The 12787-nt window shown below is 29.9% G+C and carries 11 protein-coding genes; 8 read left to right on the top strand and 3 right to left on the bottom strand.

Features of this window, described 5'->3' with window-relative positions:
* The first annotated feature begins 146 nt into the window (after window positions 1-146).
* The 8 genes from FHG05_RS02425 to FHG05_RS02390 all read left to right on the top strand — a co-directional run bounded on the left by FHG05_RS02425 (window position 147) and on the right by FHG05_RS02390 (window position 10381).
* Entirely contained in the window at window positions 147-434 is a 288-nt protein-coding gene (locus tag FHG05_RS02425) for a helix-turn-helix domain-containing protein (protein WP_140996403.1), read from the top strand.
* Between the two features lie 187 nt (window positions 435-621).
* Entirely contained in the window at window positions 622-1476 is an 855-nt protein-coding gene (locus FHG05_RS02420) for a transcriptional regulator (protein ID WP_140996402.1), read from the top strand.
* Between the two features lie 104 nt (window positions 1477-1580).
* A complete protein-coding gene (locus tag FHG05_RS02415) occupies window positions 1581-2204 on the top strand; it encodes a P-loop NTPase family protein (protein WP_140996401.1) in 624 nt (207 codons plus the stop codon).
* 68 nt (window positions 2205-2272) lie between these two features.
* A complete protein-coding gene (locus tag FHG05_RS02410; RefSeq protein WP_140996400.1) occupies window positions 2273-2902 on the top strand; it encodes a hypothetical protein in 630 nt (209 codons plus the stop codon).
* 593 nt (window positions 2903-3495) lie between these two features.
* A complete protein-coding gene (locus FHG05_RS02405) occupies window positions 3496-3792 on the top strand; it encodes a helix-turn-helix domain-containing protein (RefSeq protein WP_140996399.1) in 297 nt (98 codons plus the stop codon).
* A 104-nt stretch (window positions 3793-3896) separates the two neighbouring features.
* A complete protein-coding gene (locus tag FHG05_RS02400; RefSeq protein ID WP_140996398.1) occupies window positions 3897-5144 on the top strand; it encodes a type II toxin-antitoxin system HipA family toxin in 1248 nt (415 codons plus the stop codon).
* 79 nt (window positions 5145-5223) lie between these two features.
* Window positions 5224-9573, top strand: a complete 4350-nt coding sequence (locus FHG05_RS02395; protein WP_140996397.1) for an NACHT domain-containing protein — start codon at window positions 5224-5226, stop codon at window positions 9571-9573.
* Window positions 9566-10381 carry a HEPN domain-containing protein gene (locus FHG05_RS02390; RefSeq protein ID WP_140996396.1) on the top strand — a complete coding sequence of 272 codons (816 nt, stop codon included), beginning with the start codon at window positions 9566-9568 and terminating at the stop codon, window positions 10379-10381. Before FHG05_RS02395 ends, FHG05_RS02390 begins: the two co-directional genes overlap by 8 nt.
* Before the next feature lie 211 nt (window positions 10382-10592).
* Here the strand turns inward: FHG05_RS02390 and FHG05_RS02385 are convergent, their stop codons facing one another.
* The 3 genes from FHG05_RS02385 to FHG05_RS02375 are packed head-to-tail and all read right to left on the bottom strand — an operon-like array spanning window position 10593 to window position 12749.
* Window positions 10593-11237: a hypothetical protein gene (locus tag FHG05_RS02385; RefSeq protein WP_140996395.1), complete on the bottom strand. Its 645-nt coding sequence runs from the start codon at window positions 11235-11237 to the stop codon at window positions 10593-10595.
* Window positions 11237-12247: an adenylate/guanylate cyclase domain-containing protein gene (locus FHG05_RS02380; RefSeq protein WP_140996394.1), complete on the bottom strand. Its 1011-nt coding sequence runs from the start codon at window positions 12245-12247 to the stop codon at window positions 11237-11239. Before FHG05_RS02380 ends, FHG05_RS02385 begins: the two co-directional genes overlap by 1 nt.
* Before the next feature lies 1 nt (window position 12248).
* A complete protein-coding gene (locus tag FHG05_RS02375) occupies window positions 12249-12749 on the bottom strand; it encodes a Pycsar system effector family protein (RefSeq protein ID WP_140996393.1) in 501 nt (166 codons plus the stop codon).
* Between the last annotated feature and the right edge of the window lie 38 nt (window positions 12750-12787).

The following is a 12787-nucleotide window of genomic DNA, read 5'->3' as shown; positions in this document are numbered from 1 at the left end:
ATCTTTGTAACCCCTTGATTTTACAAGCTATTTTAAAAATTACTTAATTAAAATTAAACTTTTTTGTTTTCCCCTTCTGAATCACTTCTGAAATAAATTAAATCAATCTAAACAATTTTGCACCATAACCCAATAAAATTAAAGTTATGACAGTAGAAGTTATTACCCGTGAAGACCTAAACGAATTTAGAACACTATTACTAAAAGACCTGCAAGAGTTAATCCATTCCAAACCGGGTCAAACCAAAAAATGGCTCAAATCCATTGAGGTCCGCAATCTCCTAAACATCTCTCCTGGAACACTCCAAAACCTCCGCATTAACGGAACATTAACCTATACCAAAATCGGCGGCACCCTCTATTACGACAATGCCGACATAGATAAACTCCTAAACACCAACAAAACAAACGCAATACCAACGCTTTTCAAGTAAAGTGGTGATTGCCATACTGATCCTGCCTGCACTGAGCTTGTCGAAGTGTCGAAGTACCTCCTGCAAAGCAGCTCAACTCTTGAACGCAGTTCAAGCAAGACTAATCACCATTCACCATTCACTACTCACTAATTACTATTCACTAAGGACTAATCACTAAGGACTAAGTACTAATCACTCAAAAAAAATGAACTACATAAAACACCTAACAGGCTTCTTCGAAAAAGTAGTAATAGATAAAGCACTAAATCCAACCCATGTCAGCCTCTACATGGCCTTATTCCAGTTTTGGAACTGCAACCGTTTCAAAAATCCAATCAGTATCAATCGCGATGAGGTAATGCGAATAAGTAAAATCAGTTCCAAAGCAACCTATCATAAATGCCTGAAGAACTTGCACAGTTTGGGTTACATAAACTACGAGCCGTCCTACAATCCATTTAAGGGAAGTCATGTCATTTTATTCAATTTTTCCGAAGACCTAAAACCAGCTCCAAAAAGTGAGAGAAAACTAAAAAATGAACCACTTATTGAACCTGTTTCAGAACAAGCTCTAAACAAGTCTTGTACCAGTAATGAAACAAGTACTGAACAAGCAGTAGTACCTTCTATAAACTATATAAACAAAACAAACAGTTCAAACGATAAAAACGTTTCAAACTTGAACGAGCGAGCAAAAAAAATTGAAAATGATTCAGATAATAAAATTGAAAAATCAAAAGAAGAAAAAAGTTCCGCAAAAAAAGAAGAAAAAGAATTTGTTTTCACTTCGAGCAAAGTCGAGAAGCCAACAATAGAAATTGTCAAAACCTATTTCCAAGAAAACAACTTCCCAGAACTCGAAGCTCAAAAGTTCTTCAATTATTTCTCCAGTGTCGGTTGGCTAGTCGGAGGCAAAATCCCAATGATCGATTGGCAAGCAGCAGCACAAAACTGGATAATTAACAGCGTCAATTTTAAAGACAACACCACCAATTCACCACCAATTCGACCTCAACACCTCAACACAACAACCGATAAAAACTATGCTGAACCTTTATAACCCTACTGTTATATGGAACTTGTTTCAGTATCTCAAGTTTTGCGTCCCGAAAGCTTTCGGGATTGCGTGAAACCTTTACAGCCCTCGCGGATAAATCTAACAATATGGAAAACGAAATAAAATCCCATTATAGCTATTCAGAAGTCATAATATGGCTAGAAAAAAAAGGCATTGAACTATACGGCAATCATTTCAAAATAATAGAAACCGATTACCCAATCGTTTACAAACTCATTGCCTATTTCCTGAAGGATGAACCAACATGTTTTCAATACGGAATAAATCTCGACAAGGGAATATTATTATCTGGACCAATAGGTTGCGGTAAAACATCATTAATGAACCTAATGAAATACCTAACAGCAACCGAACACAAATTTTACGTAAAACCCTGTCGTGACATCAGCTTTGAATTTATCCAGGACGGCTACCAAATAATCCACAAATACAGTATCGGCAAACTCTACCACTCCGAACCAAGAACCTATTGCTTTGACGATTTAGGAACAGAAAACAACCTAAAATATTTTGGAAACGAGTGTAATGTAATGGCAGAAATTATATTAAGCCGATATGATCTATTCATCTCTAAAAAACTAAAAACCCATATCACCACAAACCTATCAGCCACAGAAATAGAAACCCATTACGGTAATCGAGTTCGCTCCCGCTTACGTGAGATGGTAAATTTAATTGCATTTGAAAAAACAGTACAAGACAAAAGATAAAATCCGTGTAAATCCGAGTTTCGCATTGGCGAATCCGTTTCATCCGCGTTCCAACAAAAAGTAACAAAATGAAAACAATAACCAACTTCTGGAACTACTTCCAACAAAACAACTTCGTTTTTCTACTCCTAAACGAAATCCCAAAAAAAGAACTAAAAACCCATTTCGACAAACTAATCGAGATACTCCATCAATACAACAAAGACCTAGACCTCTTCATCAAAAACAAAACAAATGGAGCAGAATTAATTATCACAGCAAACGGAAATCCCTATCTCTTCAAAGAAGTAGAATTACTAGTCCATCATACACCAATTGTACAACGTTGGAAAATAACCGCATTTCTCCAACCAGAAACCAACCTAACCAAATACGAAAACGGTACCGACAAACCACTAGAATATTACGGCATAACTTTACGAATAAGCGAAATGTATTTCATCCCATTAGAGAACCCAAACAAACCAACCGATTTAGGAATAAAAGTGTTACTCAAAAACTACATCGTCCACAAAGACAACCCAAGACTTCGCGAAGCTCTATACGTTCACATCGAACATTTAATAGGCGAAAAATCCTTTGCAAACGACCTATCCTTTATAGAAATAGACCAACAAAAAAAAGAAGATTTAGAAGACGATTGCGTACTTGAATTATACAATTTAAAGTTTTTTATTGATTCCTTTGAATACAATTAAGCTTTGGCAAAAAATACTGTTTACTGCCAAAGCTTAACTGATAAAAAAGATGTTTCGCAGTAAAATAATCAGGTTTAACCTGACAAAATAACTATGAATGATCACAGACCATATCTCATATCGCAATGTTCGATATCTGTCCCAATTTTTGACCAAACTTGGGACAAAATAGAGTAGTGACAACAAGAAAGTAGGTAGAAAAGGTGGGTAGATAATTAACCTAAAATCGCTTTATGTCATAAAGCAAAACTATTGATTTATTGAATAATAAAAAATAATCATTCTCAATTCAAGAGAAATTAACATCTAAAAGTGGGTGAATAAGTGGGTGGAAAAATTGTTAAACAGTAAACACCTCATAAACAAAATAATAAACCTATTTTTACACAATAAACCACATTAGTTTACTAATCAATATTTTAGTTTATCGTTTGCACTACAAAGTATATCACAATACACAACAAAAGAAATCTGCTATATAATTTTGGCAAAAAGTAGGTTTTTTTGCCAAAGTTATACCACAACTAAAAAACATCTATGTTTGTTATTTCAAACATAAATAGTATATTTGTTCAGAATAACAAACATTTAATATGGCAACTACCAGTAAAAAGCAATCTGTTTTTCCAAAATACGAGAAAGTATTAGAGCAGATGGGAGAAAATGTAAAGATGGCTCGTAAAAGGCGAAAACTTACGATGATTCAAGTGGCGGAAAGAGCTGATATTGCGAGGTCAACTTTACACCTAATTGAGCAAGGAAGCCCAAGTGTGGCTATGGGTGCCTATTTCAATGTACTACGAGTGTTAGGCCTACAGGATGATTTTCTAAAACTAGCTGCAGACGATGAACTGGGAAGAAAACTCCAAGACCTAGAACTTTTAAAATAACTATAAGATATAAATAAAACGTCAGTTCGAGTGATTTTCACGCAATGCAATGGAGTGAAAATTGTATCGAGAACCTTTTAAATTAAAAAATACAACCGTCTAAAATGTCCACAAAAACCGATATATACGTTTACGCTCATTGGATTGGAATACAAGAACCAAAGATAGTTGGTATTTTGTCTGCACAACAAGCCAAAGGCAAAAAAGCATTTAGCTTTGAGTACGATAAGGACTGGCTCAAATCAGGACAACAATTCTTACTCGACCCCGACATACAATTGTATGGTGGACCACAATATCCAAATCAAAAAGAAAACTTCGGGATTTTTCTCGACAGTATGCCCGATACTTGGGGACGTACATTAATGAAACGTAGAGAAGCACAAAAGGCAAAAGAGAAAAAAGAAAAGCCTAAAACACTCTACGACATTGATTATTTGTTAGGAGTTTACGATGAAAGTCGTATGGGAGCATTGCGTTTTAAAACAGATCCAGATGGAGACTTCTTAGACAATAATAAAACAGCTCCCACACCACCTTGGTCGTCCATTAGAGAATTGCAGAACGCAGCACATATCTTTGAAAATGATACGGATAATGAAGAAGTAAATCGATGGCTAACTGTATTGATGGCACCCGGTTCATCATTAGGGGGTGCTCGCCCCAAAGCCAATATTCTAGATGCAGATAAAAGTCTTTGGATTGCCAAGTTTCCATCCAAAACAGATACCATTGACAAAGCAGCTTGGGAATTTTTAGCGTATCAATTGGCAACTAATGCTGGAATTGAAATGGCACCTTGTCGTATGGAAAGAATTTTAGGCAAACACCACACCTTTTTTACAAAACGTTTCGACCGTGAAAACGGAGAACGAATCCACTTTGCATCCGCAATGACAATGACCGGAAATAATGAAGACACTATTCGAGACAACCAAGCAAGCTACTTAGATATTGCAGAATTCATCAGTAATCACGGAGCAAACATAGAAGCTAATCTACACCAACTATGGCGAAGAATAATTTTTAACATAGCCATTTCTAACACCGATGACCATTTAAGAAATCACGGATTTATACTAACCAAAGAAGGTTGGATTTTATCTCCGGCTTATGACCTCAATCCTTCCATAGACAAAGACGGCTTAGCCTTAAATATTGATACTGATAACAATGAATTGGATTTCGATTTAGCAAAAAGTGTAGGTGAATATTTCCGTTTAAACAATAATCAAATGGAAGAAATTATCCAGCAAGTCTTAGGAGTTACAACCAAATGGAAAACAATGGCAAATGAAATCGGAATTTCCAGAAGCGAACAGGAATTGATGGAAAAAGCGTTTTACTATTAATATAAATATTGTAAACATGCATAGGCTTTTTTTATTTAATTTAAAACTTAAATTCAATTAATCGGTTTAATAAAAAAATATGTGGGATTCATTTAATACTTATGGAGGAAGTTATCAAAATTCATTTGAAACACTTTGCAATCAATTATTTGAAAGATACCTTTCAAGGGAGTATCCAAATTCAATTGATGAATTCAAAGTAATAAATGGTGCTGGTGGAGATGGAGGAATAGAAGCATATGGGAAATTATCCAATGGTGATTTTATTGCTATCCAGTCAAAATGGTTTAAACAAGCATTAGATACTAATGAAATTAAGCAAATAAGAAAGTCAATAACTGGGGCATTAGATATCAGACCTAATATTAAAGAATATATCATTTGTATTCCTCACAATGTTAGCTCTATCAAGATTGGGAGAGGTAAAAAGCCAACAAAAAATAGCGAAGATGTTAGAATTAAAAATTTTGAAAAAGAAATAAAAGAATCTTTTCTTAATGTAAAGATTACTTGGTGGTTTGAGCAGACTATTTTAAACGAATTACAATTACCAGAAAACGAAGGGGTAAATAAATATTGGTTTGAAAAAGAAGTAATTCATTCTAGTTTTTTAAAAGATAAATTTGACTTGCAAAAAACGAATTATTGGCTAAAAGAAAGATATGTTGGTGACTTACATACAAAAGGAGATATTCAAAATTTAATAGATAAACAGCTTAATAGTTTATCGTTTAGAAAAAAAATAGTTGCTAAAATACTAGATCTTAAAAATAAGATAAATTATACTTTAAGAATTTCTACCAAGTTTATCAATGTAACTTTAAGTTCAGATGAATTCAAGAATAAGCTTAAAATAATTAATAGTTTTCTTGAGGACTTGATAAAAAGGTCAACAGAATTAGAAAAAAAATTAATAGATGGTGTTGAAATAAATTTAAACATTAATGACGAGGAGGAACTAACAATTTTAAATACTATTTATGATGCTGTTGAAATGCTAGAAGCCATTCGACCAACTAATTTTCAGAAACCTATTTATCAAAATTTAAAAATTTCTTTAAGAGAATTTGATTCAGAGATTATTCATAAATATTTAGAAATTGAAAACGATTTAATTCTAATATCTACTAGTTTAATTTTGGGTAAGCCCGGAACAGGAAAAACGCTTGGCTTGGCTTACGCTGTTGAAGAATTCGTAAAAAAATCAGCACCAGCCATATTAATTCAAGCAAAAGAAGCTAATTCTAAAGATTGGACACAATTATTATCTAAAGAATTGGAGCTAAGTAATTGGAATAAAAACGAAATTTTCAATGCTTTAGAAATATTAGCTCACAGAAAAGATTGTCAGTTATCATCTAACAAAATAATTACTGCAGAAAACACTAAAGTTTTAATTTGTATTGATGGCTTAGATGAAGACGTTTTTAATGAGGATAATTGGTTTGACAGAATAAACGAGGCAATCGAAATATCAAATAAATACAAAAGAATAAGATTTGTTTTTAGTGCTAGAGAATATTTTTACAATAATCAAAAACTACCCATTTATAATAAACAATTTAAAGAATTAAGATTAAAAAGAGAAGGAGATGTAAAAGTTGAGGATGTTTCAAAGGATTATTTTAGAGTTTATAATATAAACATTAAAAATCATCAATTAATTAAAGAAATAGACAGTTTATTTGCTTTAAAATTATTTTGCGATAATTATAAAAACAGAACAATTAAAAGTAATGAGACTGTACAAACTGCTATTGCTGATTTAATTAATCTAAAGGTTGAAAGAATAAATAGAGAATATTTAGAATCTTTAGAAACTAAAAAATCTAAATCAATAAAACCTGTTCAAGAATTTTTAAATATTATTTCAGATTTATTTTATTTCAATTCCGAAGTAAGTCATACTCAAATTTATGATTTAGAAATTGAAAAAAAATTAAAATATTTAAATAATAATGAAATAGAATTATTAATAGAATTTATATCAAACAACGGTATATTAATAAAATACGAAAGAGAGAAAGCAACAAATTCAATATTAAAGGAAAAAGAAAGTTTCTATAACTTTAGTTATCAATCAATACTTGAGAATATAGTATCAAGTAAAATAAGTTATTCTTTAATTAATCAAGAAATTGATAGTCTACCAGATATTATTTTTAATAAAATACCTTTTTCAAATGAATTAGATGATGATAATCCTTACATAGATTTTATTCCAAATCGAAAAATTATAGAAAATATTATCACAGATGTTTTTGTAAAGAGTCAAAAGCTTATTGGTATTGATAATTTTTTGACATCTGGACTTTCTGAAAATGAAATATTCGAACTCCAATTAAGTGCCTTATATCTAGCCCCTAATGATTTAAGTTGTTTATTTAAAAATTGGATAACAAAAATTTTCAATGAAGATTACATAAAAAGATTTCAAATTTTACAGAATTTAATTATTCCTCTTTCTTACGATAAAGAAAGTGCGTTTAATGCAATGTTTCTCCATAATATTCTAAAAAATATTCCAACAGTGTTTGAAAGGGATAAATTTTGGTCAGGTCTAGATAGCACAGAAAAAAGATTAGTTTCAAGTAAATTAAATGTTAGGGAATATGAATTAAATGAATGGTCTATTGCTAGTATTCTTGACAATATTTTTGACTTAGATGAAACTGATATGTTTGATGGACTTCCATTGATTTATGCTTGGGGTTTAACGACTGTTGATCAAAAATTAAGAGAAAATATTCGAATTAAATTAAATAAATGGGCTTTATTAGTACCTTTTCAGTTTAAAAAACTTTTGGAGCTAATGATATTAATTAATGATCCGCAAATTAATGAAGATTTAGCATCAATTACCCTAGGTTTGGCAACTAAATGTAAAGACAAAAAAGCTATTCATGAAATTTCTTTCTGGTGCTTAAATAATATTTTTAATGATACTAATAAATATAGAAATATTATTGTAAGATATGGTTTTAGGTCAATTATTGAGAGAGCATTTCAGTACAGTTTATTAGCTGAAGAAGAAGTTAAGAAAGCAAGACCGTATAAAAAAGAAAATATTAAAATTCTAAAAGTTGATAAAAAATATATTGCAAACCCCAAAGAAGAATTTTACCCAATAGCACACGATTTATCGTGGTATGTAATAAAAGAAGCTTATGATGACTTTTTATCTGTAGCAACAGGATTCAATTCACATTCATTCGAAAAAGACAATACTTTTATTAATGATTTCTATAACAAATATAGTAAAGTTCTTAAAGGCAGTACATCTTCAAGAACTTGGGGTATGTCATCTGCAATTGCGTATATAAAATCACTAGGTTTTGATAGAGTTAAGGGCAGCTCATTTACCGATGCTACTCATGGAAGCAAAAGCAAAGTGTTTACGTACGAAGAGAAGTATGTATGGTTAGCTGTACATTATTTAAAAGGATATTTGTCTGACTATTTGCCTTATACATATGATGAAGAAAATAAAGAATTCAAATGGATTGATGATTATTCCAGAATAGTTCATATTAACAATCCTATGGAAGACTTTCTTGCTGAGACTGAAAGACAAATAGATGAATATTTTAATCCACCAGCATGGATAATTAAAGAAGAATTAGCACCTGAAATTAACAATTTAAAAAACATTCAAAATGAAATAAATGAAATTGTCAATCAAGAACCAAAAATTAATTTTAGTAATTGGTTAAGTTTAAGCAATAGTGATTTTGATTTGGAAGATAAAAATGAGTATTTGTGTATTAATCAACATACATCGCTTACAAATTCGTCAAAAACTGTTAACGCTTCAATAGAATGTATTGGTTATTTAATTCTTGAAAACGATTTTAAGCATTTTTTTAATAAAATAATAAAAGATCCAAAATCTATTTCAATTAGCCATTTTGCTAGTCCTAGTACTGATACTTACACAAATCCTTCTAATTTGTTTTGGATGAATTGGATTGATGAAACGAATAATAAATTTGAATTTTACGAAAATAAATTGATTTATAATTGCTTAGCAAGGGTAATTACTAATAATGTTGATGGAGAAAAAGAAATTATTATACCTTCAAAAAAGATTAGAGAACTGCTAGAAATTTCTGAGTTAGATAATAATAAGTATCTAAATGATGATAATGAAATTATTGGGTTTAATCATGAGGTAAACACTAAACAATTTAGCTATGGTGATAGACAAGAATTAGTTGTTTTAAATAAAAGAAAATTATTTGATACTTTAAAAAGTAATAACTTAAAATTGTTTTGGTTAACAAGTTACTTCATTAAAAAAAATCCTTTAAATGATGAAATTAAAAAGGTTAAGCACATTCAAAAATTTAGAAGATACATAATTTGGCTTGATGATAATTATAAACTACAATCTTTAAAATATTTCGACAATACATTTTCTAATGAATAAAGATTACATTCAAACATGGATTGATTTAGCAATTGAGGATTTAGAAGTTTCAAAAATTCTTTTTGAAAATGAAAAGTTCTCTAATTCTTTCTACCATTTTCAGCAAGCTTCTGAAAAAGGGTTGAAAGCTTATGCTTTTATGATTAAAACATATACGTCAGAAAAAGATGCTAATAACACAGGTCATTTTACTCTTAAAGTTTTTATTGATTCAGCTAACGAAAGACAAAAAGAAATTGCTTTTTTAAAGGATTATGAATTTGAAAAATTGATAGGTACTGAAAATTTAGATGATTACTCAAATAATTTAGAAAGCGGTCTAAATTCATTACCAAAAAGAAAGGAAATTTATGAATATTCAAATGAAATCTTAGAAGAGATTTTAGATATTATTAAAGAATTAAGTAAATTTAATTTTGAGTTTCCAATTGATTTTAAAAAGCATCTTATTGAGAAGATGGGTTTATTTTTTAATTTAATTTACAAATCAAATCCAGTAAAAGTAGAAGAAGCTAGAAAAGATTTTAAAGATTTTATAAAAGATGAAAATCAACTAAATGAATTGATAGAAAGTACAAAGCAGCACTTTATAAACACAATGACTGAACACTTTCACGTATTAATTCTTTATTATTCGAATTTGATTTCACACAACCATAACAATTTAGCTAGATACCCTGAAATTGACTTTAATCCACTTACATACTATAATTCAGTCCAACCAATAATTCAAAAACTACCTAAATATGTTGAATATTTAAAAAATACACTATACCAACTAAAAAAATGGAATGATCAAATAAGTTAAAATGAAATTATCTCATTCACCTGCACAAAAATTGCTTCTAGTCCAAGTATTCCTAGCATCAATTCTTTGTTTGCTTCATTTCGCTAATTTCATGTAAAAAAAACAAACTATAAAAGAAAAAATTTTAAATTAATTAAAGTTAGTTTTAATCATTATTTCTATCTCTTACATAAACAAGGTCTTAATTAATCAAGATTTAAACCTAATAGTTTTAATTAGTATCAGCTTCAAAGAACAATAAATCTTGTTTTAATTGATGCATACCAAACAAAAATAATTTGGTAACTACTGGTAAATGGCAATGCTTGAATTTGGATTTCCCACAGATGCAAACAGCTTCTTTTTTGGGCATTTTTTTTGAAATAATTGATTTTAAAATTTTTATAATGAGTTCGGTGTCTGCAAGATGAAATTCTTGAGCATAATAATATTTTATCCCATCAAATTCATGAGGATAATCACCATTTGCATAACTTCCTGTTTTAAGTTTATATTGATGATTAGCAAAAAAAGGATAGATATTATTTTGATAAAATGAAATCAAACCAATTCCTTTGTTTTTCAACAGTATTAATTGGTGAGTAATATTCAAACAACAAGCTCCGTCTGCAGCTATATGCCAGTCATTTTCTCGTTTTATTTTCTTGGAAATTTCATAAACCTCAGGAATAGTATTGGGATATTTAGTGATAGGAACCTTAATCCTTATATCATAACTACCCCAATAATTTCCATCAACGTCAATTATATCAATTTTACCATCCAAAGTAAGTGCAACTTCTGTTTTCTCAACTAAAAAGAAAATAGGATACATATCCAAGAACGCTTCAATATCTTTACTTAATTTTCTATTCATTAATAAAAATAGGGTTTACTCAATTCAGCGATAGGTCGTAAATGCAAAGGATTTAATATAGTATTAGATACGGGAAGTCTAAAATTCAATTTTCCATTTTGATCAAGTGTAACATGAGGTTGCTCCTTCAAAAACTTTTCCCAATTAAAATCATGCTGGGTATAGTAAAAACCTTCTTCAGGATTTTTGAAAATATAGCGGTCGTTTTCATTTCCGGTTCTTTTAGAAACCACGCTAAAATAATCTTCACTTTTTGTCAATAAATTTTTTACATGGTCACCTGCAACAATTCCAAACCTACTAGCATAAGACTGCATTTTACTTGCTAAACTAGTATGTAAGCTGCAAGTAGTAACCTCACTAATATTTTCTATTCCACAAGAACCCCATAAAACATCTTCTGCATCTCCAATATCAATACCACTTCTTATGGAGATATTCTCAACTCCTTGAGATAATAAATAATCTTTCAAATCATTTTGAACAAAATAACTATAGGTGCTTAAAGATAATAAGGCATCCTTAACAGCTTTTTCTTTTGATATACTTTTGCCACCAAAATAAACAAATAAGCCATCTCCTTGAATACGTTGAATATAACCACCATGAATTAAGGCAGTATGTATATTTGCTTTTACAAGTGTATTAGTTATTAAGAAAACCGTTTCTTTACTAAATTTTTTAAATAAATTAGTACTGCCTATAATGTCTACAAAACAAGAAATAATATAGTGCTCTTCAGTAGAATTTGTTGCCTTCAAATGTCCAAAGTCAGGATGCAAGCCTAAAGTTTGATTGTAATTAGGTTTGGCTAAGCCAGAAATCTCAGAATATTGACGCATGCTGGGTGCAAGTTCTTTATCTGATATTTTATTATTAATTGATGAAAAAGTTGCTTTATAGCTTTCATTTATTGGCTTAGTTCCAGATAATCCTTTTGATAAAGTATTTCTTTGGTCTGCCTGTACCGCTTCTTTGATTACATTAAAATAATCCGAATATATATTCATTTTAAATATTGTTTTTAAAAATTAATAGAGATACAATAATTAACACAATAACTTGACAAAGCATTGATTGCCCCGTTATTCTTAATATTGAAAATTTTTTACTCAATCCTTTTGATAAGAAATAAACTTGTTCTCTTAAATCGTTCAAATCTTCTTTCTCATCACATTTTTTGCTTTTTTCTTTGTAATCACTAAAAGTGTTTTTTGATATGGTACCAAAATAATACAATGAAGAAGACTTAAATCCTAAAAATGGAATACTAGTATAAATCAACACTGCAATAGTTAATAATCCTACTAAAATCAATAATATGATCAAAAATTCTATACTAGTTTTATAAATACTAAGTTTTGAATTAATAGTAAAATAAGTACCTATAATACCTCCTAATAAAAAAGTATTTATAGCAATATAAACTGCAATTTTATTATTGATACTATCATAATAATGGTCAAATCTTCCGATGTTAACCAATAAACGTTCTTTTTCTGATTTATTCATTCTATTTAATTTAAAATTAGACGAGCCTTAAAAGCTCG

Source organism: Flavobacterium profundi (assembly GCF_006491645.1).
Lineage (GTDB): Bacteria > Bacteroidota > Bacteroidia > Flavobacteriales > Flavobacteriaceae > Flavobacterium > Flavobacterium profundi.
The sequence above is the reverse complement of the archived record's forward strand: the minus strand, read 5'-3'. Positions and strand labels throughout refer to the sequence as shown.

Bases quoted from the DNA above. Each gene is read 5' to 3' on its own strand.
- FHG05_RS02395 (WP_140996397.1), top strand. From the start codon at position 5,224: ATGTGGGATTCATTTAATACTTATGGAGGAAGTTATCAAAATTCATTT.
- FHG05_RS02405 (WP_140996399.1), top strand. From the start codon at position 3,496: ATGGCAACTACCAGTAAAAAGCAATCTGTTTTTCCAAAATACGAGAAA.
- FHG05_RS02425 (WP_140996403.1), top strand. From the start codon at position 147: ATGACAGTAGAAGTTATTACCCGTGAAGACCTAAACGAATTTAGAACA.
- FHG05_RS02385 (WP_140996395.1), bottom strand. From the start codon at position 11,237: ATGAATAGAAAATTAAGTAAAGATATTGAAGCGTTCTTGGATATGTAT.
- FHG05_RS02415 (WP_140996401.1), top strand. From the start codon at position 1,581: ATGGAAAACGAAATAAAATCCCATTATAGCTATTCAGAAGTCATAATA.
- FHG05_RS02420 (WP_140996402.1), top strand. From the start codon at position 622: ATGAACTACATAAAACACCTAACAGGCTTCTTCGAAAAAGTAGTAATA.
- FHG05_RS02390 (WP_140996396.1), top strand. From the start codon at position 9,566: ATGAATAAAGATTACATTCAAACATGGATTGATTTAGCAATTGAGGAT.
- FHG05_RS02380 (WP_140996394.1), bottom strand. From the start codon at position 12,247: ATGAATATATATTCGGATTATTTTAATGTAATCAAAGAAGCGGTACAG.
- FHG05_RS02410 (WP_140996400.1), top strand. From the start codon at position 2,273: ATGAAAACAATAACCAACTTCTGGAACTACTTCCAACAAAACAACTTC.
- FHG05_RS02375 (WP_140996393.1), bottom strand. From the start codon at position 12,749: ATGAATAAATCAGAAAAAGAACGTTTATTGGTTAACATCGGAAGATTT.
- FHG05_RS02400 (WP_140996398.1), top strand. From the start codon at position 3,897: ATGTCCACAAAAACCGATATATACGTTTACGCTCATTGGATTGGAATA.